Origin of the sequence: Kineosporia succinea (genome assembly GCF_030811555.1) — a bacterium.
Classification (GTDB): Bacteria; Actinomycetota; Actinomycetes; order Actinomycetales; family Kineosporiaceae; genus Kineosporia; species Kineosporia succinea.
The window spans coordinates 6,510,936-6,532,669 of the sequence record NZ_JAUSQZ010000001.1 but is presented as its reverse complement, the minus strand read 5'-3'; the positions used below and the strand labels follow the sequence as shown (position 1 = coordinate 6,532,669).

At 72.4% G+C, this 21,734-nt stretch carries 13 protein-coding genes and 1 pseudogene; 12 read left to right on the top strand and 2 right to left on the bottom strand.

Annotation, left to right across the window (positions count from 1 at the left end):
- The first annotated feature begins 243 nt into the window (after positions 1 to 243).
- The 3 genes from J2S57_RS28910 (at position 244) to J2S57_RS28900 (ending at position 2,784) form a co-directional block, all read left to right on the top strand.
- The gene (locus J2S57_RS28910; protein WP_307248843.1) at positions 244 to 1,317 is read left to right on the top strand and encodes a glucosidase family protein; all 1,074 of its coding nucleotides are present in this window, start codon (positions 244 to 246) and stop codon (positions 1,315 to 1,317) included.
- A gap of 46 nt (positions 1,318 to 1,363) precedes the next feature.
- Entirely contained in the window at positions 1,364 to 2,278 is a 915-nt protein-coding gene (locus J2S57_RS28905) for a helix-turn-helix domain-containing protein (protein WP_307248841.1), read from the top strand.
- Positions 2,279 to 2,361: 83 nt separating this feature from the next.
- Positions 2,362 to 2,784: an SgcJ/EcaC family oxidoreductase gene (locus J2S57_RS28900; RefSeq protein WP_307248840.1), complete on the top strand. Its 423-nt coding sequence runs from the start codon at positions 2,362 to 2,364 to the stop codon at positions 2,782 to 2,784.
- Between the two features lies 1 nt (position 2,785).
- On the opposite strand, the gene J2S57_RS28895 is transcribed toward J2S57_RS28900, so the two are convergent.
- The gene (locus J2S57_RS28895) at positions 2,786 to 3,409 is read right to left on the bottom strand and encodes a class I SAM-dependent methyltransferase (RefSeq protein WP_307248838.1); all 624 of its coding nucleotides are present in this window, start codon (positions 3,407 to 3,409) and stop codon (positions 2,786 to 2,788) included.
- Positions 3,410 to 3,433: 24 nt separating this feature from the next.
- Between J2S57_RS28895 and pepN the strand changes: the two genes are divergently transcribed.
- The 9 genes and pseudogenes from pepN to J2S57_RS28850 all read left to right on the top strand — a co-directional run bounded on the left by pepN (position 3,434) and on the right by J2S57_RS28850 (position 21,187).
- Positions 3,434 to 6,019 carry an aminopeptidase N gene (gene pepN, locus J2S57_RS28890; RefSeq protein WP_307248836.1) on the top strand — a complete coding sequence of 862 codons (2,586 nt, stop codon included), beginning with the start codon at positions 3,434 to 3,436 and terminating at the stop codon, positions 6,017 to 6,019.
- A gap of 384 nt (positions 6,020 to 6,403) precedes the next feature.
- On the top strand, positions 6,404 to 6,679 hold the full coding sequence (locus J2S57_RS28885) for a hypothetical protein (RefSeq protein ID WP_307248834.1): 276 nt from the start codon (positions 6,404 to 6,406) through the stop codon (positions 6,677 to 6,679).
- Complete coding sequence (locus tag J2S57_RS28880; protein ID WP_307248832.1) at positions 6,676 to 7,500, top strand: CheR family methyltransferase; 825 nt, start codon at positions 6,676 to 6,678, stop codon at positions 7,498 to 7,500. Before J2S57_RS28885 ends, J2S57_RS28880 begins: the two co-directional genes overlap by 4 nt.
- Positions 7,497 to 8,003, top strand: a complete 507-nt coding sequence (locus J2S57_RS28875) for a chemotaxis protein CheD (RefSeq protein ID WP_307248830.1) — start codon at positions 7,497 to 7,499, stop codon at positions 8,001 to 8,003. Before J2S57_RS28880 ends, J2S57_RS28875 begins: the two co-directional genes overlap by 4 nt.
- A pseudogene (locus J2S57_RS28870) lies at positions 8,000 to 8,203 on the top strand (response regulator); the annotation flags it as partial. The gene J2S57_RS28875 and the pseudogene J2S57_RS28870, both read left to right, overlap by 4 nt.
- 579 nt (positions 8,204 to 8,782) lie before the next feature.
- The gene (locus J2S57_RS28865; RefSeq protein ID WP_307248826.1) at positions 8,783 to 10,303 is read left to right on the top strand and encodes an alpha-amylase; all 1,521 of its coding nucleotides are present in this window, start codon (positions 8,783 to 8,785) and stop codon (positions 10,301 to 10,303) included.
- 190 nt (positions 10,304 to 10,493) lie between these two features.
- Positions 10,494 to 18,842, top strand: coding sequence for a beta strand repeat-containing protein (locus tag J2S57_RS28860; RefSeq protein ID WP_307248824.1), 8,349 nt, complete (start codon positions 10,494 to 10,496; stop codon positions 18,840 to 18,842).
- A 1,015-nt stretch (positions 18,843 to 19,857) separates the two neighbouring features.
- Positions 19,858 to 20,628 carry a class I SAM-dependent DNA methyltransferase gene (locus J2S57_RS28855; RefSeq protein WP_307248823.1) on the top strand — a complete coding sequence of 257 codons (771 nt, stop codon included), beginning with the start codon at positions 19,858 to 19,860 and terminating at the stop codon, positions 20,626 to 20,628.
- A 7-nt stretch (positions 20,629 to 20,635) separates the two neighbouring features.
- On the top strand, positions 20,636 to 21,187 hold the full coding sequence (locus J2S57_RS28850) for a hypothetical protein (protein WP_307248822.1): 552 nt from the start codon (positions 20,636 to 20,638) through the stop codon (positions 21,185 to 21,187).
- A gap of 38 nt (positions 21,188 to 21,225) precedes the next feature.
- On the opposite strand, the gene J2S57_RS28845 is transcribed toward J2S57_RS28850, so the two are convergent.
- Complete coding sequence (locus tag J2S57_RS28845) at positions 21,226 to 21,726, bottom strand: hypothetical protein (protein ID WP_307248820.1); 501 nt, start codon at positions 21,724 to 21,726, stop codon at positions 21,226 to 21,228.
- Between the last annotated feature and the right edge of the window lie 8 nt (positions 21,727 to 21,734).

Below are 21,734 nucleotides of genomic sequence, written 5' to 3'. Positions count from 1 at the left end.
ATATCCGGGAAAGTCGTCTGCTGCGGCGAAAATGAGACTAACAGCGGCATATTGAAGGGGTCAAGAAGAAAGAACTGCACCGAAATACGGGGAGAAGGGGCTGGTGGAAAGCATCCGCTCCTGCTAGCGAAATAGTGACCCGCCGGTTCTGAAGGGCTTGCCGCGCAGAAATCTTCGTGGGCCCGTCCGGCGTCGCGCCGACGCGGTTCCGCAACCGGGCGAACCGGCTATCGTGAGCGGCTCATGGACACCGCCGCGCAACGCCCGTACCCCCCAGGCTCCCGCCCGCCGTTCCCGACCGGTGCCCAGATCCACGCGACCGCGCTGAGCATCGCTGCGGCGCAGCACGAATCCGGTGCGATCCCGTGGTTCCCGGGAGGCGGCACCGACCCCTGGGACCACGTCGAGTGCCTCATGGCCCTCGACGTGCAGGGCCTGCACGAGCCGGCCCGCGCCGGGTACGACTGGCTGCGCCGCACCCAGCGTCCCGACGGCAGCTGGCCGAGTCGCTGGCTCGACGGCACCGTGGTCGAGGCCACGGCCGAGACCAATCACGCCGCGTACGTCGCCGTCGGCGTGCTGCACCACTGGCTGAGCACCGCCGACGACGAGTTCCTGGCCCGCGCCTGGCCGATGGTCCGCGACGCCCTGGCCTTCACCCTCGCGCTGGCCAACCCCGACGGCACCATCGGCTGGGCCCGCTCGCCGCAGGGCTCACCCGACCCGGCTGCCCTGGTCACCGGCTGCTCGAGCATCCACCAGGCCCTGCGCTGCGGGGTCTCGATCGCGGACGCGCTGGGCGCCGACGACACGTCCCGCACCTGGGAGGCCGCGGCCGACCGGCTCCAGCACGCCCTGCTGCACCGGCCCGGGGCCTTCGTGGACAAGTCCCGCTTCTCGATGGACTGGTACTACCCGGTGCTCGGCGGCGCGCTGCGCGGCGACGCGGCCCGCGAGCGCATCGACCGCGGCTGGGACACGTTCGTCGTGCCCGGGTCCGGCATCCGCTGCGTGTCCGACCGGCCCTGGGTGACCGGCGCCGAGACCTGTGAACTGGCCCTGGCCCTGGCGTCCGTCGGGGACACGGCGCGGGCGGCCGAGCTGGTCGCGTCGATGCAGCACCTGCGCGACGACGACGGCTCGTACTGGACCGGGCTCGTGCTCACCGACGGCAAGCGCTGGCCGGTCGAGCACAGCACCTGGACCGGTGCGGCCATGGTGCTGGCGGTCGACCTGATCAACGCGGGTGAGGTGACCGGCCGGGTGTTCGGGGACCCCGCCGGTGAGCTCGACGACCTCGAGGACGTGGCCTCGTAGGAGACCTCGTGGGAGAGCGGGCACCGCGACCGGTTAGCGTCGGGGGGTGACGGTCTTCAGCGATCCCGGGGTGTGGACGCGTGGTGTGGAGGCCGCGGGGCTGCCCCCGATGCGGGCACGCGGGCTGGACGTCGGCGGGTTCCGGGCGGCGCTGCGCTCGCAGCGCCTGGGGCCGGTCCGGGTCGCCGAGCTGGTGACGCCGGGCGGCGAGTGCTTCCGTGACGAGTCCGGCGCCCGCGCGGCCGATGCCGGGTGGTGCCAGCTGTTCCTCGTCACGCAGGGCAGCACCCATCTGGACCAGGACGGCCGCCGGGCCGAGCTGCGGGGCGGCGACCTGGTGGTCGTCGACCCGTCCCGTCCGCTCACCGTGACGACCACCGCCACCCGCTACCTGACCGTGCTGATGCCCCGGCACCTGCTGGCTCTCACCGACGGCGACCTGGACCGGGTCCGCGGTGTGCGCATTCCCGGGAGCGGCGGATCGGGGGCGCTGCTGTCGTCCGTCGCGCACGCGGCCGTCGCCGCCGGAGGCAGTTTCGGCCCGGACGAGGCCTCCCGCTCCGGCACCGCGGTCGCCACCCTGACCACCGCGCTGCTGGACGCGCACCTGCCCCGGCGCTCCGACGACGAGCTCCTGCGCCGGCGGGTCGAGGTCTTCGTCGAGGCCCACCTCGCCGACCCGGGCCTCGACCCGTCGACCGTGGCCGCCGCGCACCACATCTCGTGCCGCCGTCTGCACCAGCTCTTCCGCGACGAGCCGCTGACGGTGGCCGCGCTCGTGCGGCACCGTCGTCTCGAACGGTGCCGGGCCGATCTGGGGACGACGAGCGGAAGCATCGCCCAGATCGCCGCCCGCTGGGGCTTCACCGACCCGGCGCACTTCAGCCGCCTGTTCCGGAGCACCTACGGCTGCACCCCGGGCGAGCACCGCCGCCGCTCGGCCGCGCTCATCTCCAACTGATCCTGCGCGCATCGTCATCGCCGTCCGGCCCGGCGCCCGGAAGGCTGACGGTCGTTCGGCTACGCACAGGAGGAAAGACCGTCATGGAACAGAGTCTCGCCGAGATCCCCGCCCGGATGACCCAGGCCTGGAACCGGGGTGACGCGGCCGCGTTCTTCGCCGACTTCGCCCCGGACGCCCGGCTGGTGGAGTTCGAGGGCACGGTCGTCGAGGGCCGCGACACCCTGGTGCGGGGCCAGCAGCCGATGTTCGACACCGTGCTGAAGGGCTCCCGGCTGGTCGACGGCACCGTGCTGTTCGCGCAGGTGGTCGCACCCGGGGTCGGGATCGTGCACCACCGCGCCACGCTCATGATGGCCGGTGAGACACAGAAGCTGCCGACCCGCGTCACCATGCAGCTGTACGTCGCGCACCGGCGGGACGAGCGGTGGGAGGTCGTCGCCCTCCAGAACGGCCGGGTCCTGTCCCTGGAGAACAGCTTCCGTCTCGACGCCGGAGCGGCCTGAGTCAGCGCCGCCGCAGCAACCGCAGCGAGTCGGTCCCGGGCAGTTCCTCGTACGCGCCGGACTCCAGCGCCGTGCGGTACATCCGGTAGGGCGCCTGCCCGCCGTCGGCCGGGTCGGGGAACACGTCGTGGACGGCCAGGGTGCCGCCCGGGGCCAGATGCGGTGCCCAGGAGGCGAGGTCGCGCTGGGCCGACTCGTCGGTGTGACTGCCGTCGACGAACAGGAACGCCAGGGGTGTGGCCCACAGCGACGCCAGGGTCTCGCCCCGCGCGACCACGGCGACCACCACGTCCTCAGCTCCCGCCCGGGCGATCGTGCGCCGGAACAGCGGCAGCGTGTCGATCCGGCCGGTGACCGGGTCGACGAGTGACGGGTCGTGGTAGTCCCACCCGGGCTGGTGCTCCTCGGAGCCGCGGTGGTGATCGACGGTGACCACCCGCGTCCCCCGTTGCACCGCCGCGGCCGCGAGGTACAGCGCGGACTTGCCCATCCAGCTGCCCACCTCGAGCAGGGGGCCGGAGGGCTGGGCCGCGAGGGCGGCCCGGTACAGCGCCTGGCCCTCGTGGGGCGGCATGAAGCCCGGGGCGGCCTGGGCGGCGGCGAGCAGGGCGGTCGGATCGGCCATGGGGGAGAAGCATAGAGTTCGGCCATGGCCGGTAACCTGACCCGAGACGAGGCCGCCGAGCGCAGCCGTCTTCTCACCGTACACACCTACTCCGTCGACCTCGACCTCACCGCCGGCCCGGACACGTTCCGCTCGACCACCGTGGCGCAGTTCGCCTGCGCGCAGGCCGGGGCCACCACGTTCGCCGAGCTGACCGGGGCCACCGTGCTCGAGGCGTTCCTCAACGACACGCCTCTGGAAGCCGACGGGGGCCGCATCCCCCTGCCCGGCCTGCGGGGCGAGAACACGTTCCGGGTGGTCGCCGACGTGGCGTACTCGCACACCGGGCAGGGCCTGCACCGCTTCGTCGACCCGGTCGACGAGCGCGTCTACCTGCACAGCCAGTTCGCCACCGCCGACGCGCAGCGCATGTTCGCCTGTTTCGACCAGCCCGACCTCAAGGCCCGCTACGCGTTCACCGTCACGGCGCCGGCCGACTGGGAGGTCGTGTCGAACGCGCCCGCCACCGCCGTCGAGGACGTGGAAGGCGGCCGCCGCTGGACGTTCGCGCCGACCGACGTGCTGTCCACCTACCTGGCCGCGATCGTGGCCGGGCCCTACCACGTGGTGCAGGGCGAGTACCGCGGCGACCCGCTCGGTACCGGCGAGATCGTCGTGCCGCTGCGCGCCCTGTGCCGTCGGTCGCTGGCCCCGCACTTCGACGCCGAGGAGATTCTCGACGTGACCCGCCGCGGCCTCGACTTCTTCCAGGCCGCGTTCGGCATGGCGTACCCGTTCGGCAAGTACGACCAGGCCTTCGTGCCCGAGTTCAACCTCGGCGCGATGGAGAACCCCGGCTGCGTCACGTTCACCGAGACCTACGTGTTCCGCTCCCGGGTGACCGACGCGGAGCACGAGCGCCGTGCGTCCACCATTCTCCACGAGATGTCGCACATGTGGTTCGGCGACCTGGTGACCATGCAGTGGTGGGACGACCTGTGGCTCAACGAGTCGTTCGCGACCTACGCGGCGGCCATCTCGCAGGCCGGTGCCACCCGCTGGAGCGACGCCTGGGGCACCTTCGCCGACAGCGCCAAGGCTCGCGCCTACCGCCAGGATCAGCTCTCCACGACGCACCCGATCGCCGCCGACATCACCGACATCCGCTCGATGGAGGTGAATTTCGACGCGATCACCTACCAGAAGGGCGCGTCGGTGCTGAAGCAGCTGGTCGCCACGATCGGCACCGAGACGTTCCTGTCGGCCCTGCGCCGCTACTTCGCCCGCCACGCCTGGGGCACCGCCACCCTCGACGACCTGCTCACCGCGCTCACCGAGGAGACCGGCCGGGACATGACCGGCTGGTCGGCGCAGTGGCTCGAGACCACCGGCCCGAACACGCTGCGGGCCGAGTTCACGCTCTCCGACGGGCTGTTCAGCAGCTTCGCGGTGGTGCAGACCGCTCCGGACGAGCACCCGACGCTGCGCTCGCACCGGATCGCGATCGGCCTGTACGACGACCGCGAGGGCGTGCTCACGCGCCGTCACCGGGTCGAGCTGGAGGTCTCCGGCGAACGCACCGAGGTGCCGGAGCTCGTCGGTCTCGCGCGCGGTGACCTGGTGCTGGTGAACGACGACGACCTGACCTACGCCAAGGTCCGCCTCGACGAGACGTCGCTGCAGACGGTGCTGACCTCGATCGGCCGTATCGGTGACCCGCTGGCCCAGGCCGTGTGCTGGACGATCGTGTGGGACCTGGTGCGCGACGCCGAGCTGTCCCCGGCGCGCTACGCCGAGGTGGTGCTCGGTGGGGTGGCCTCGGTGACGAACGCGTCGGTGCGCCGCACGCTGCTGGCGCAGGTCGTCACCGCGGTGAAGCAGTACCTGCCCGCCCCCTCCCGGTCGGCGGCGCTGGAGCGACTGGCCGCCGGGCTGCTCGACCGTGCCGCCGCGGCGCAGCCGGGTTCGCCCGAACAGCTGGGCCTGGCGCGGGCTTTCGTGGCCTCGGCCACGTCCGCGCAGCAGTTGGCGGTGCTGGAAGAACTGGTGCTTGCGGACGCGCCGGTCACCTCCACGGGTCCGGTCGCCTCTACGGGGCCGGTCGTCGCCGACGGTGGTCCGCTCGCCGGGCTGGTGGTCGACACCGACGTGCGCTGGAGCGTGCTGCGCCGGCTGGTCGTGACCGGCCGCGCCGGGCAGGAGCAGATCGACGCCGAGCTGCGCCGTGACCCCACCGACAAGGGCAAGGTCCAGGCGGCGTGGTGCCGGGCGGCGATCCCCACGGCCGAGGCGAAAGCGCAGGCCTGGCAGTCGTTCGCGGCGGGGGAGCAGCCCCTCAACGCGCAGGCGGCCGCGCTCGAGGGGTTCTTCGCGGCCGAGCACACCGAGCTGGTCGAGCGCTGGGCCCCGGCCTACTTCGAGGTGCTGAGCGCGGTGGCCGACGTCTGGCCGAGCGAGCGCACCCAGGCCTTCGCCAAGTTCGCCTACCCCTCGGCCCACGCCGAGGCCGACCTGCCCGCGCTCACCCAGCAGTACCTCACGCAGGCCGAGCCCCCGGCCTGGCTGCGGCGTCTGGTGCTGGAAGGCCGCGACGAGGTCGTGCGGGCGCGGCAGATCCTGGCCCGCGGCTGATCCGACGCCCCGCCCTTCGCGGTTTCCCCGGATCCCGTTACGGGCGAACGGGTCACGGCATCATCCGATTGAGGGGTCAAAGCCCGACGCGGGACCAAAGCCCTCTCTTTTCGTGTCCTCCCCGGTCGACCAGGGCCGGGAGGACATGATGGCGGCGCGAGGGGGACGGATGCCTGAAACAGAGCACAGCATCAAGGACGCGGGACGATTCGACGCCTCCCAGCGGGTTCGGGACCAAGGTCCCCCGGGGAGGGACCATCGGCCTGAGACCGCCCAGTAGCCGGGTGAAGAGCCTGCGGCCCCCTACATCCGGCCGTCGCACGGTCGAACATCGCATCGTCGGCGAGCGAACGGCCCCCGGCCTCTCAGCATCGAGGAGGAGTCATGCTCCGGCGGTTGACCATCTCCAGGCGTCTGAAGCTTCTAGCTGTTCTCTGCGTGATCATCGTGCCGGCACTCGCCGTCGTGGGGCAGGTCTGCCTGGCGTCGCAGCGCTCGGCCCGTGGGCGACTCGTACGTCTCGGGAAGCTCGGCACAGCCGTGCGCCTCATCAGCAACGACTGGGCCGATGCGAGCCGCCGGCAGGTCGCCCGCGCCGCCGCCGTCGGCATCGCGGGCCCGGACGCCGGCGAACGGCCGGCCCCGGTCGGCCTGGGATGAGCGCCCCCACAGGGACGCCTCCCCTGACCCCGGTGGAGTTCAGCTGGTTCCAGGCCTTCCTGCGCGAGCGCACCGGGATCGAGCTGCGGGCCGGGAAGGAGACCCTGGTCGCGGCGCGTCTGGAGCGCCGTCTGCGCGAGTGCGGGCTGAGCACCATGGGCGCCTACATCGATCTTCTCTCGGTGCCCGGCTCGGGTGAGGAGACGACGGCGGTGGACCTGCTCACCACCGACGAGACGTCCTTCTTCCGGGAGGCCGATCACTTCGACCTGCTGTCGCAGCTCCTGCAGACGCGGACCGGTACCGGCCCGGTGCGGGTGTGGAGCGCGGCCAGTTCGACCGGGGAGGAGGCCTTCTCGGCCGCCCTGGTGCTGGCCGACCGTCTCGGGACGGCGGGCTGGGAGGTCCTGGGCACCGACGTGTCCCACCGGGTTCTGGCCCGGGCGCAGCAGGCGCTCTATCCCCTGGAGGCCGCCGGCCGGATCCCGGACCGCTTCCGCGAGCGCTTCTGCCTGAAGGGCCGTGGCAGCTCTCGCGACAGCTTCACCTTCCGCGCGGAGATCCGGGCGAACGTGTCCTTCCGCCCGGCCGACCTGACCGGTCCGCTGCCGGAGATCGGAACCTTCGACGTGGTCCTGCTGCGCAACGTCCTCCTCTATTTCGGGGAAGAGACCAGGCGAGAGCTCGTCCACCGGGTGGTGAAGACCCTGCGGCCCGGTGGGCACCTCCTGATCGGGCACGCCGAGAGCATCTCCGGTCTGCATCCGGGCCTCACGCCGCTGGGGCCGTCCGTGCACCGATACGGCGGGGAGCCGTCATGAAGGCCCACGGTGAGTGGCCGGCGATCTCTCTCGTTCCCGGGAGCCTGTGGTTCGGGCCCGGACCGGGCACCGTGGACACCCTGCTCGGTTCCTGCGTGGCGATCACGGTGTGGCACCCGTTCCTGCTCGTCGGGGGCATGTGCCACTTCCTCGTCCCGTCACGGGGCCGGGCGCGGGCGGGCAGGGACATGGACGCCCGCTACGCCGACGAGGCGTTCGCGCTCATGTGCCAGCACATGAGGGATGCCGGGACCGCATACGGCGAGTACCGTTTCAGCGTTTACGGCGGGGCCCGGCAGCTGGCGGGAGCCGGCTCGGGCCGCCGCCCCGATGTGCCCGGCATCAACATCCACGCCGCGCTGTTCCTGATCAACAGTCTGGGTGCCAGGGCCGAGCGGTGGCACGTCGGTGGCTTCGGCCCCCGGCGGGTCACGTTCGACCTGCTGACGGGTGAGACGCAGGTGCGGCACGAAGGGGCGATGTGCCCGGAGACGACCCGATGACGGCCGAGGTTCTCGTGGTGGACGACTCGGCCCCGGTCCGTCAGGCCGTCGGGATCACCCCGTGGGGGGCCTGCAAGTTCGTCCCCATCATCACGCTGACCAGGGTGTCCGGCGAGGCCATGATGCGGGAGGGCCAGGCCGCGGGCGCCAGGGCCTGGGTGGTCGAACCCGGCCGGCCCGCCCAGATGCTCTCCGCCGTCCTCCACGTGCCGCTCGCCGCCCGGACGGCCGCCGAGCGCGCCGAGGAGTTCTCCTCCTGTGCCGCCCGTCCCCGGTCGTCACGGACGTCCTTCGGCAGGCGGGTCTGAACGGTTCCCAGGAGCCGGAGGGAGGCGAGCTGTGCATGTCGGGGAGGAAATGCTCCGGGCCCGTGAGAACTTCCGGGCCGAGGCGAGGGAGCTGCTGGCTGACCTGGAAAGCGGTCTGCTCCAGCTGGAACCGGGAACGGCCGACGAAGAGACCCTGAACGCGGTCTTCCGGGCCGCCCGCCACGGCGACCGCGAGTGGGCTGATTCCCGCAGTACGTCTCTCGACGACAACGACGTCAACGAGCTGCTGTTCGCACCGGGGCTTTCGACCACCCCGCGGGTAGGGCCCACGGCAGACGCACCGGGTCCACAGGCAGATGCACGCGGGTCCAGGGGGGTGTCGCCGCCGGCCGACGGGCGATCCGGTGGGCACGTCCGGACGGCAGGCATTGAAACGGGCCCTCGCCGACCGTTACGGTCGCGTCGCACCGTGTCGCGAACCGGGTCAATGCCGACCGATGGGGGATCCGCATGTCCGTCCGCACCTCGTCCCTGTCCGCCCTCGCCGTCCTGGCCGCGATCGGGCTGCCGCTCGCCGCGCTGCACGGCCTCGAGCGGGAGCCGGCCGGAGCGCCGCAGGCCGGCCCCGGCCGCACCGACGTGATGGCGAATCTGTTCGAGTGGAACTGGGACTCGGTCGCCTCCGAGTGCACCGGGACCCTCGGCCCGGCCGGGTACGCGGGGGTGCAGGTCTCGCAGCCGGCCGACTCGCTCAAGCGCACGAAGCTCGGTGACGGCAGCGACACCGTGCTGCATCCCTGGTGGGAGATCTATCAGCCGGTCTCCTACGAGCTGACCAGCCGGATGGGCACCGAGGCGCAGTTCCGCTCGATGGTGACGACGTGCCGCAGGGCGGGCGTGAAGGTCTACGTCGACGCGGTGGTCAATCACATGACCGGGCAGGGCAGCACGTCGTACGGCGGGCGCACGTACAGCCACTTCGAGTACGCCGGGCTTTACGACGCCTCGGACTTTCACCGGAAAGGTACCGACTGCCCCTCGTCCACCGGTGGTATCGAAGACTTCAACAACCTGCGGCAGGTGCGCACGTGTGAGCTCGTCGGGCTGGCCGACCTGCGCACCGACAGCCCGAAGGTGCGCAACGAGCTCGCGAAGTACCTGAACAAGCTGATCGGGTACGGGGTCTCGGGGTTCCGGGTGGACGCCGCCAAGCACGTCGGCCAGGACGACCTTCTCGCCCTGCAGAAGAAGCTTCGCGACACCGTCGACGGCGACCGGCCCTACGTGGCGCTGGAGGTGTTCGGCGGCGGGCCGGGAATCCTCTCGCCGCAGGCGTTCACGGGCGCGGGCTCGGCGGTGCTCGGGCTCGACGGCGACATCCAGATCAAGAACGCGTTCAAGAGCTACCCGGCCGACGGGACCGGGAGCCTGGCCGTGCTCAAGACCTTCGGCGACGGCCTGACCCCCTCGGGCAAGACCCTGAGCTTCGTGCAGAACCACGACACCGAGCGCAACGGTGACGCCCTCACCTACAAGGACGGCGCCACGAACCTGCTCGCCCAGCAGTTCCTGCTCGCCTACGGATACGGAACCCCGCAGGTCTACAGCAGTTTCGCGTGGTCGGCCACGGACGCCTCCCCGCCCTCCGACCCCGGGGGGCTCATCACCGACACCGACTGTGCCTCCGAGGCCTGGGTCTGCGTGCACCGGGACAAGGCCGTGACCGGGCTGGTCGGCTTCCACAACCACGTCGGCCGGGCGCCCGTCACCCACTGGTGGGACAACGGCGGCAACCTGATCGCGTTCAGCCGGGGTCAGGCCGGCTGGATCGCCCTCAACAACGACAAGTCGCCCGTCACCCGCACTTTCGACACCGGCCTGGCGGCCGGTACCTACTGCGATGTCACGCGCGGGTCGGTGAGCAAGGGTAAGTGCTCGGGTCCCACGGTGACGGTGGACGCGCGGGGCCAGGTTCGCGTCACGGTTCCGGCCAAGGGGGCGGTGGCCTTCACCAGGGCCGACCGGGTCTGACGGGGAGCGTGCGTGATCGCGCCGAACTCTGTCGTGATCACGCACGTTTCGCCCCGGTCGCGCCGCGCGCATCCGTCCATCGGCCATCTGTCCGACTCTCGCGACACGCCGCCCTCATTACATCTCTGTAATTCGCTGACTACCTAGAGTCCCCCACGTTGCACTGGGGAATTCTGGGGGAGTTCTGCGCATGCGCTCGTGGGGGAAGTGGCTCAGGAACAACAGGCCTTCGGCACGGTGGGCCGCAGGCTGGAAACAGCGGGCCACGGCACGCGGTCTCACCGGTCTGCTCGTCACCGGCCTGGTGATACCCCTCGGGGCGCAGGGCAGTTCGGCCTTCACCGGCACCGTCGTCGCGAACGCGAACGTGCTCAACGGCAACGTCAAGCTGCTCGGTGCGGCGACCGTGAACATCGCGAGCGTCGCCCAGTCGCAGTACCCGGGCACACCCAGCGCCCAGTTGGCGAACCTGAGCGGCCTGGGCCTCGACGCCGTCGCCACGGCCGGGGTGGTCAAGAGCGCGGCGACCGCCGATCTGCTCTACGACACCGCCACCTCCAGCGCCGACCTGGCCAGCCTCAACATCGCCAGCGGCCTGGTGAGTCTCGGCCCCACGCACTCGCAGTGCCAGGCGACCGGCACCGGCGCCACCGGTTCGTCGACCGTGACCGGCCTGAACATCGGCGGCGGTCTCGGGCTGGGCGCGGCCATCCCGTCCGGCGCGATCACACCCAACTACACGATCCCGCTGACCCTGACCGTGCTCGGGGTGCCGACCACGGCCGGCTCGATCATCCTCAACTACCAGAGCACGTCCAGCCAGGGAGCGAACCAGTACGGCCTGACGGTCGTCGCCGCCCGGGTCTCGATCAACGTGGCCGGCCTGGCCCAGGTCAACGTCGACATCGGCACCAGCGAGTGCGGCACGACGAAGCCGAGTACGCCCACGGTGAGCGGCATCTCGCCGGTGCGGGGCCCGGAGGGCGGGACGACCAGCGTCACGGTCACCGGCACGAACTTCCTCGGCACCACGAACGTGCAGTTCGGCTCGGCGAGCGCGACCAGCTACACGATCACCTCGCTGACCAGCATCACGGCCGTCGCCCCGGCGGGCACCGGCACCGTCGACGTGCGCGTGATCAACCCGGCCGGCACGTCCGCCAACACCGCCGCCGACGACTTCACCTACGTACCCCAACCGGTGATCACGGCGATAGCCCCGACCCGCGGCCCGACCGCGGGTGGAACCAGCGTCACCATCACCGGCACCAGCCTGACCGGCGCCACCGCGGTCAGTTTCGGCTCCACCGCCGCGACCAGCTTCTCGGTCGACAGCGCCACCCAGATCACCGCTGTCGCCCCCGCCGGGGCCTCGGCCGGGCCGGTCGACGTGCGGGTCACCACCCTGGGCGGTCAGTCCGCTGCGGTGACCGCCGACCAGTACACCTACGTCGCGGTCCCGGCCGTCACCGGGGTCAGCCCCTCGGCCGGGCCGGTCGCGGGTGGCACCACGGTCACGATCACGGGTACCGGTCTCGCGAACGCCACCTCGGTGAAGTTCGGTGGGCAGAACGCGACCATCACCGCGAACACCGGCACGAGCATCACCGCGACCAGCCCGGCGGGCGGTGCGGGAACGGCGGACGTGGTGGTCACCACGGCCGGCGGCACCTCACCGAACACGTCGGCGGACGATTTCGTCTATGTCAGCACGCCGACCGTCACCGGGGTCAGCCCGACGAGCGGCCAGGCGGGCGGCGGCTCGTCGGTCACGATCTCGGGGACCGGGTTCGCGGGTCTCAGCGGCGCGGCGGCCGTGAGGTTCGGCTCCACGAACGCGACCAGCTACACGGTCAACTCGCCGACCAGCATCACCGCGGTGGCCCCGGCGGGCACCGGCACGGTGGACGTCACCGTCACGAACCCGGCCGGCACCAGCGCGGCCAGCGCCGCCGACCAGTACACGTACATCGCGGCGCCCGTGGTCAGCGGGGTCACGCCCGCGACCGGGCCCACGGCGGGCGGCAACACCGTGACGATCGCGGGCACCGGCTTCACCGGCGCCACGCAGGTCGCCTTCGGCCCGAACCCCTCGGGCACGTTCTCGGTCGTGAGCCCGACGCAGATCACCGCGACGGTCCCGGCCGGTTCGGGGTCGGTGGACGTGCGGGTCACCACGCCCGGCGGCGTCTCGGCGAACACCGCGGCCGACAACTACGTCTACGCGGGAACGCCCACCGTGACGGCGGTCTCGCCGGCCACCGGACCGGCGGCGGGCGGCACGAACGTCACGATCACGGGAACCAACCTGACCGGCGCGACGGCGGTGCGGTTCGGCGGTGTCAACGCGACGAACGTCGTGGTGGTCTCGGCGACGAGCATCACCGCGTCCAGCCCGGCGGGCAGCGCGGGCGTCGCCGACGTCACGGTCACGACGCCGGGCGGGACCAGCGCGGTCGTGGCGGCCGACCGGTTCACCTACGTCGCGGCGCCGGTGATCACGGCGATCAGCCCGGCCCAGGGCGCGGCCGCCGGGGGCCTGGCGGCGACCATCACCGGCACCGGGTTCACCGGGGCGACCTCGGTGAAGTTCGACCAGAACAGCGTGATCCCGCTGGTGCTCTCGGACACGACGATCAGCGTGCTGCTGGTGCCCGCGCACGCGGTCGGCCCGGTCAACGTCACCGTGACGACGCCGAACGGCGGCACCAGCGGCGCGACGGCCGCCTCCACGTACACCTACGTCGGCCAGCCCACCCTGACCTCGGTCTCGCCGGCGTCCGGCCCGACGGCGGGTGGCAACACCGTCGTCCTGACCGGCACCGGTTTCACGAACGTGGACATCGTGAACTTCGGCCTGCTCACCCCGGCCCAGTTCACGAAGGTGTCGGACACCGAGATCCGCGCCGTCGCACCGGCGGTCGTGGGTGCGCAGACGCGTCTGGTCTCCGTCAACAGCCTGGCCTACGGGACCTCGGGCACGCAGTCGTACCAGTACGTGGACGCGCCCACGATCACCCTGCTCACCCCGGGCTCGGGCCCGACGGCGGGCGGGACCACGGTGGCCGTGCTCGGTAGCGGTTTCAGTGGCGCGACCCAGGTGCTGTTCGACGGGGTGCCGGGCACGAACCTCACCATCAGCACCGACGCGACGCTGAGCGTCCGCAGTCCCGCGCACGCGGCCGGGACGGCGCAGGTGAGCGTGGTCGGTGTCGGCGGCACCAGCTCCACGGCCGGGACCGCGAACGACTTCACCTACGTCGCAGCGCCTTCCATCACCTCGATCGCGCCCTCGAGCGGCCCGGCGCCCGGCCTGAACCCGGTCACGATCACCGGCAGCGGGTTCACCGGCGCGACCTCGGTCACGTTCGGCGGCACGGCATCGGTGTTCGTGGTCAACAACGACACGACGATCACGGTGCCGCTGGTGCCGGGGCACGCGGCCGGTGACGTGGGCGTGGTCGTGACCACACCCGACGGCGGGGCCGGGGCACCGGGTACGTACACCTACCTGGGCGCTCCGACCCTGACGGCGGTCACCCCGGACCGGGGCCCGATCGCGGGCGGCAACACCGTCGTCCTGACCGGTACCGGGTTCAACCAGGCGGACGGGGTGACGTTCGGGATCACGCCGGCGACCAGCTACGTGAAGAACTCCGACACCCAGATCACGGCGGTCGCGCCGGCGGGGCTGGGTACGGCGAACGTCACGGTCTCGGCCGGGCTCGGGAACACCTCGAACCCGCAGCCGTACACCTACGCCGGTGCTCCGCTCGTCACGTCGGTGACGCCGAATCAGGGCACGGTCGACGGCGGAACAGTGGTGACGCTGGCGGGTTCCGGGTTCACCGGGGCCACGGACGTGAAGTTCGGGACGACGTCGGTGGGGGCGGCGCTGACGGTCAGCGACGACAACACCATCACCGTGACCACCCCGGTGCACCTGGCCGGCACGGTGGGGGTGACGGTCACCGCTCCCGGTGGCACCTCGACGGCGATCCCGCTGGTGAACGACTTCACCTACATCGGCCGGCCGGTCGTGAGCGCGGTGACGCCGTCGTCCGGCCCGACCGGGGGTGGCACGGCGGTGACGATCACCGGGACCGGCTTCGGTTCGGCGACCGGCGCGGCGGCGGTGCAGTTCGGTGGCACGAACGCGACCAGCTACATCGTGCTCAACGACACCACCGTCACGGCGATCGCCCCGGCGCACGGGGCGGGCGCCGCTGACGTCACGGTGAGCACGGCGATCGGCGGGACCAGCGCCGGCGGAACGGTGTTCACGTATCTGGGGGCGCCGGCGGTCACCGGGATCTCGCCGGACTCCGGGCCGCTCACGGGGGGCACGCCGGTGACGATCACCGGGGCCGGGTTCACCTCGGGCAGCACGGTGAGGTTCGGCCTGGCCTCGGCCACGGTGACCGCGATCAACGGATCGACCAGCATCACGGCCACGGCCCCGGCGGGGATCGGGACGGTGGCCGTGCAGGTCACCACCGCGGGCGGGACGTCGCCGGACACGGCGGCGGACGACTACACCTACGTGGGGACGCCGGTGGTGTCGGGGCTCTCGCCGATCGCGGGCGGCACTGCGGGCGGTGAGACGATCAACATCACCGGTTCCGGTTTCACCGGGGTGCTGGGGGTGGACTTCGGCGGCACGACGGCGCAGTACACGCGTCAGAGCGACACGCTGATCACGGCGACGGCCCCGGCGCGCGGCCCGGGGGTGGTCAACGTGCACGTGACCACGCTGATCGGTGGAGCCTCGGCCAACCAGGCGGCGAACCAGTACACCTACGTGGCCGGGCCGTCGGTGAGCGGGATCGTCCCGTCCGCGGGGCCGGTCGCCGGGGGGACGACGGTGACGATCACCGGTAGCGGGTTCACGGGGGCGACCGGGGTGCGCTTCGGCAACGTGCCGGGCACGAACCGCGTGGTCAACAGCGACACGAGCATCACGGTGGACGCGCCCGCCGGGAGTGCCGGGACGGTTCCCGTGACCGTGGTGGGCGTCTACGCGAACTCGGCCGCCACGTCCGCAAGCCAGTTCACCTACCTGGACCGCCCGGCCGTGACCGGTGTGGCACCCGACTCGGGGACCACCGGGGGCGGGACCGTGGTGACGATCAGCGGGACCGGGTTCACCAACTCCTCGACGGTCGACTTCGGGGGCACCCCGGCCACGGGCGTGCAGTTCGTGAGCGCGACCGAGGTGCGGGCGACGTCCCCGGCGGGACCGGCGGGGGTGGTCAGCGTCGCGGTCACCACGAACGGGGGGACGTCGGTCGTCGGGGGCACCCGGGACAACTTCCGGTACGTGGGGACGCCGGCGATCACGTCGATCGTGCCGCCCACCGGCGCGACGGCCGGTGGTGAGACGGTGACGATCAACGGCGGCCAGTTCTACGACGTCTCCGGGGTGACGTTCGGTGGGGTGGCGGCGACCTCGGTCACGACGGTCAGCGCGACCCAGCTCACCGCCGTGACGCCTCCGCACGCGGCCGGGGCGGTCCCGGTCGCGGTGACGACCGCCGTGGGCGGCACGTCGGCCGCGGGCACGTTCACCTATGAGCCGGCGCCGTCGGTGACCGGGGTGGCCCCGGGTTCGGGCTCCACCGCGGGCGGTACGGGCGTGACGCTGACCGGCACGGGGTTCACCGGCGCCTCGCAGGTGTACTTCGGCTCGGTCCCGGCGAGCTTCTTCAACGTCGACTCCGACACCCAGATCACGGCGACCAGCCCGGCGATGGGGATGCCCGGCACGTTCGACGTGACCGTGGACGGTCCCTACGGGACGTCGGAGGCCACGGCGGCCAGCCGGTTCACCTACGCCGGGGCACCCACGGTCACCGGGATCACCCCGGCCCGCGGGGCGCTGGCCGGCGGGACCGAGGTGACCGTCACCGGAACCGGTTTCACGGCCGGGTCGCAGGTGTTCTTCGGTGGGGTGGCGGCGACGGTGCGGTTCGTCAGCGCGACCGAGCTGGTGGCGACCACGCCGGCGGGCAGCGCGGGCACGGTGGCCATGACGGTGGACAACGGGTACGGGACGTCTGCGGGGGTGAACTTCACCTTCGTCGATCTGCCGGCCATCACGTCGGTGGCACCGGCCAGCGGGCCGGAGCCGGGTGGGACGGCCGTCGTGGTGCGGGGTTCCGGCTTCATCGGGACCACCGCGGTGCGGTTCGGCACGGTCAGCGCGTCGTTCAGCCTGATCAGTGACACGGAGATCCGGACCACCTCGCCCGGTGGCACGGGGAGTGTGAACGTGCGGATCACGAACGACGGGGGCACCTCGGCGGTCGGCTCGACGACCGGGTTCGACTACGTCCCGCCGCCGGCCGTGAGTGGCGTGTCGCCGCGGTCGGGGCCGATCGCGGGCGGGACGACGGTGACGGTCGACGGCACCGGGTTCACCAGCGGCACGACGGTGAGTTTCGGGTCGACGCCGGGCACCGCGGTGAATGTGCTGAGCCCGACCCGGCTGACGGTGCTCTCGCCGGCGGCGGGGGCGGCGACGACGGTGAGCGTGTCGGTGACCACGGTGAACGGCACCTCGGGGGTGGCCGGACCGGCCGACGACTTCGCCTACGTGGGAGCGCCTTCGGTGAGCGGGGTGACGCCGGCGGCGGGTCCGCTGGCCGGGGGCACGACGGTGACGATCAGTGGCGCCGGGTTCACCGATGCCACGGCGGTGCGGTTCGGCACGGTGGCGGCGACGAGCTTCACGGTGAGCACGGACGGGACGATCACCGCGGTGGTCCCGGCCGGGGCCGCGGGGGTCGCGAACGTGACGGTGACCGGTCCGGGGGGTACCTCGGCGGTCGTGCCGGCGGCGCAGTTCCGTTACCAGGCAGCGGCTTCCATCACCGGGATCTCGCCGGATACCGGTTCGGTGCAGGGTGGCCAGACCGTCACGATCACCGGGTCCGGGTTCACCGGCACCACGCGGGTGACGTTCGGCGGGGTCGACGCGACCTCGTTCACGGTGGTGGACGACAGCACGATCACGGCGGTGACGCCGAACGTGCCGGCTGCGGGGGACCGTACGGTGCGGGTGGTGGCGCCGGGGGGCACGTCGCCGGTGACGGCGGACTCGACGTACACGTTCGTGGCGCCGCCGTCGCTGACGGCGGTGAGCCCGGACGTCGGCTCGACGGCGGGCGGTACGGCGGTGACGCTGACCGGCACGGGGCTGACGGGGGCGACGTCGGTGGCGTTCGGCACCACGGCGGTGACGCCGACGGTGGTCGGCGCCACCACGCTGACGGTGGTCACGCCGGTGCACGCGGCCGGAACGGTGGACGTGGTGGTCACGGTCCCGACGGGCAACGCCACCCTGCCGGGTGGGTTCACGTTCGTGGAACCGGGCTCGGCGCCGGTGGTCTCGGCGGTGGACCCGGACCGCGGGCCGGCGGCCGGCGGGAATCGGGTGACGGTGACCGGGATCGGGTTCACGGACGCGACCGCGGTGACGTTCGGCGGGGTCACGGCCACGTACACGGTGGTCTCGGACACGCGGATCACGGTGACGGTGCCCGCGGACGGCACGGGAACGGTGACGGTGCGGGTGAGCACGGCGAACGGCACGAGCACGGACGCGGTCGGGTACACGTACGTGCCGCTGTCGGAACTGCCGACGGTGCGCTCGATCACGCCGGACGTGGGCCCGGTCGCCGGTGGCACGGCGCTGACGGTCAGCGGCTCGAACTTCGACGAGCAGACGACGGTGTCGTTCGACGGGGTGCCGGGGGAGGGCCTGACGCTGGGCCCGGACGTGGGTGGCTCGGCGCTGGTGCGGTCGGTGCCGGCGGGGATCCGGGCGGCGTACTCGAACACGCTGACGGTGGTGTCCCCGGCGCACGCCCAGGGGCCGGTGACGGTGCGGGTGACGAACGCGGCGGGCACGACGAACTTCGTGCAGGCCTTCACGTTCATCCCGCGGCCCTCGGCCACGGCGTTCACGGTGACGGTGCCGGCCGGGAGCACGTCGGTGATCGCACCGCGCGGGCCGGACTACACCGAGCTGACGGTGGACGCGTGTTCCGCGGTGACCGGCGACGGCTCGGTGAAGGTCGGGCCCAAGGGCCTGGCCTGCGTCTACACCGCGCCGGACGAGGCGGGCACGGACGGCTTCACGATGGACGTCACCGACGTCATCGGCCAGAGCGCGACCCAGACCGTGCGGGTGACGGTGACCGAGGACGGCGGTACCGGCACCGACAACGGCGGCGGCAACGACAACGGTGGTGACGACGGCGGTACCGGTTCCGGAGGCAACGGGGGCAACAACGGTGACGGCGACGGGGGTACCGGCACGGACGGGGGCGGCGGGAACGACTCGGGTGACGGGACGCCGTCCGGCGGCGCCGGGGAGACAGACTCCACCGGCGACGACCTGGCCTTCACCGGTACCCCGTACTTCCTGGTCCCGGCGATCGCGGCCGGCTTCGCGCTGATCCTGTTCGGGACGGGCCTGCTCAGCGCCGAGACCCTGCGGGCGCGGCGTCGACCGGGCCGCGGCTCGATTCGATAACAGGCTCTCGCGCCGCCGAGCGGCCCTGACGACAATGCCTCGGCGGCTCGGCGGCTCGGCGGCTCGGCGGCTCGGCGGCTCGGCGGCTCGGCGGCTCGGCGGCCCGGCGGCCCGGCGGACCGGCGGACCGGCGGACCGGGAGCCGGAGCGGCAGGGCGGCGAGCCACGGACCGGCGGATTGGCAGGGCGGCGAGCCGCGGAGCGGCAGGGCGGCGGGCCGGGGGTCGGAAGGGCGGCGAACCGCGGACTGGCGGATTGGCAGGGCGGCGAGCCGCGGAGCGGCAGGGCGGCGGAGCGGCAGGGCGGCGGGCCGGGGGCCGGAAGGGCGGCGAACCGTGGACCGGCGAACTGGCAGGGCGGCGGACCGGTAGGGCCGGACGGGCGGGGGGTCGGAAGGGCGGGGGGTCGGAAGGGCGGCGAGCCGCGGACCGGCAGATCGGACGGCTCGCGGGCTCGAGGGACCGGGTGGCTCACCGGACTGGGTGGCTGAATGGCTCGCGGGCTCGGAAGATGGGCGGTCGGGGCCGGGAGTGGGCGTCGGCGGGTGGGGGAGCGAGACGGCGCTGTTTTCGATTATCGATAATCGAAAACACCACATTCGCCGGTGCGGGCGCTCACCGCATCGAAGGACGTGCCGATGCGGCACACGCGGCCGACCGACCATCGTTCCGGGGAGTTCCGGGGAGTTCCGGGGAGTTCCGGGGAGTTCCGGGGAGTCGCAGGAGTCGGCGGAGAGTCCGGGGAGTCGCAGGGAGTCGCAGGGAGTCGCAGGGCGTCGCAGGGAGTCGCAGGGAGTCGGGGAGAGTTTTGGGGAGTCGGCGGGGAGTCCTGGGAGTCGGCGGGGACTTGGTGATGCTCGGCGGGCAGGAGATAACAGGCTGGCGCACATCGCGATCGAACGTGGCTGGCGATCGTTCGTTTTGGGGCCGTCCTCGGCGAGCCGGTCGGCTGTCCTCACGGGTGCTTGCTGAAAAGGGGTCGCGTCCCGGGTCGGGGCGTCCGAGGATGGGGCGTCATGACGAGTAGCGATCTCTGGACCGAGGAACAGGCGCAGGGCTACGACGATCAGGGCTGGGACATGTTCTCGCCGGAGCGGATCGATCCGGTCGTGGACTTCCTGGCCGGGCTCGCCGGGGAGGGGGCCGCGCTCGAGTTCGCCAGCGGCACAGGGCGTATCGCGGTGCCGTTGCGGCGGAAGGGGATTCCGGTGTCGGGCATCGAGCTGTCGCAGCCGATGACTGACCGGCTGCGGGCGAAGATCTCCGAGGACGAGCTGCCGGTGGTGACCGGGGACATGGCGACGGCCGTCGTGCCGGGTGAGTTCGTGCTGGTGTACCTGGTTTTCAACACGATCGGCAATCTGCGCACGCAGGCCGAGCAGGTGCGGTGCTTCCGCAACGCGGCGCGGCACCTGCAACCGGGTGGGGCGTTCGTGGTCGAGGTGTTCGTGCCGCCGCTGCGGCGCCTGCCGCCGGGGCAGGTGGCGGTGCCGTTCGAGGTGAGCGAGGGGCACACCGGCTTCGACACGCTCGACCCGGTGACGCAGCAGGGCACGTCGCACCACTTCCACCGCCGGCCCGACGGCACGTACCGCTACGGCGACCACAACTTCCGGTACGTGTGGCCGTCCGAGCTGGACCTGATGGCGCAACTGGCCGGGATGTCACTGGTGCGGCGCACCGAGGACTGGGTGGGCACGCCGTTCACGGGTGACAGCGAGCGTCACGTGTCGGTGTGGCGGAATACGTCGGCCCAGACGACGTGGAGTGAGCCCGCCCCGCGATAATCCCGGGGTGACTTCGTGGCAGACCCGGATCTGGATGCTCGAGGACGACGTGGTCGCCTTCGGGAAGCAGGTGTCCGCCCGGTTGCCGGCGGCCTGGTGGATGTGCAGCCGCCCGGGGCCCGCCGGACTGCACCGCGTGCACGCGCACGCCGCCCTCGACGAGGCCCTGGCCTGTAGCGGGGCGCAGGCGTTCCTGCCGCTGCCGGCCGGGGCCCAGCCGCCGGCCGGAGCGCTCGCGGGCCCCGGGGTGGCGACCGATCCGGACCTGAGAGTGGCTGCGCTGGTGCAGTTCCTGGGCACGCGTGAGCATCCGGCCGACCTCTGGGGGGCGGGGCACCTGGAGGCCGGGCACCTGATGGCGCGCCTGAGCGGCGATGACCTCGAGGAGCAGCGCCGGGTGATCTGGCAGGCGCTCGAGGAGGTCACGTCACCGGCCCGGCTGCGGCTCCCCGACGGCAGCACCGACACGTGCGCCCGCATCGGCGCCCAGGCCCGGAGCACGGCTGGACGCCTGGCCCTGAGTCGCGGTGGTGAGGAACGACTGACGCTGCAGCCGTAGGACGGCGCCGGGCTGCACGTCGTCCGCAAGGAACGTTCTCAGGGCATCTCGTGCAGCTCGGCGGTACGGATCGCCTCGAACGCCGCCCTCAGGTACTGCGGCAGCGTCAGCGGCGCGGGACGCGGCTGCGAGAGCAGCTCGGTGATGAACAACGGCGCGTGCTGCGCGACCTGGGCGGGCGTGTAGCGCTGCGGGTTCTCGTCGTCCTCGTGCAGCCCGAGAGCCCCGGTGAGCACCACGACCAGCGCGTTCACGTCGATACCGGGGTACCAGGCGAACGCCCTCCGCGCACAGCCGCGGATCAGCTCGAGCAGGTCGTCGGCCGCCAGCCCGTCCGGGTTCAGGTGCTCCAGCAGGTCACGCACCACGTGCCCGAGGGCCAGCCGCACCTGCTCCGGCTCGCACAGGGCCAGCCGGGCCGTCGCCTCCTCGAACGCGATGACGTCACCGGCACGCGCGGCGTCCACCGCCTCGATCGTGGAGCGGGCGATGGTGCGCGCGGCGGCGGGGAGCTCGTTCAGCGGATCGAAGGCAGGCACGGCGCAGA

Coding starts and splice junctions, on each gene's coding strand:
- J2S57_RS28860 (WP_307248824.1), top strand. CDS start 10,494: ATGCGCTCGTGGGGGAAGTGGCTCAGGAACAACAGGCCTTCGGCACGG.
- J2S57_RS28900 (WP_307248840.1), top strand. CDS start 2,362: ATGGAACAGAGTCTCGCCGAGATCCCCGCCCGGATGACCCAGGCCTGG.
- J2S57_RS28880 (WP_307248832.1), top strand. CDS start 6,676: ATGAGCGCCCCCACAGGGACGCCTCCCCTGACCCCGGTGGAGTTCAGC.
- J2S57_RS28855 (WP_307248823.1), top strand. CDS start 19,858: ATGACGAGTAGCGATCTCTGGACCGAGGAACAGGCGCAGGGCTACGAC.
- J2S57_RS28895 (WP_307248838.1), bottom strand. CDS start 3,409: ATGGCCGATCCGACCGCCCTGCTCGCCGCCGCCCAGGCCGCCCCGGGC.
- J2S57_RS28910 (WP_307248843.1), top strand. CDS start 244: ATGGACACCGCCGCGCAACGCCCGTACCCCCCAGGCTCCCGCCCGCCG.
- J2S57_RS28865 (WP_307248826.1), top strand. CDS start 8,783: ATGTCCGTCCGCACCTCGTCCCTGTCCGCCCTCGCCGTCCTGGCCGCG.
- J2S57_RS28875 (WP_307248830.1), top strand. CDS start 7,497: ATGAAGGCCCACGGTGAGTGGCCGGCGATCTCTCTCGTTCCCGGGAGC.
- pepN (WP_307248836.1), top strand. CDS start 3,434: ATGGCCGGTAACCTGACCCGAGACGAGGCCGCCGAGCGCAGCCGTCTT.
- J2S57_RS28885 (WP_307248834.1), top strand. CDS start 6,404: ATGCTCCGGCGGTTGACCATCTCCAGGCGTCTGAAGCTTCTAGCTGTT.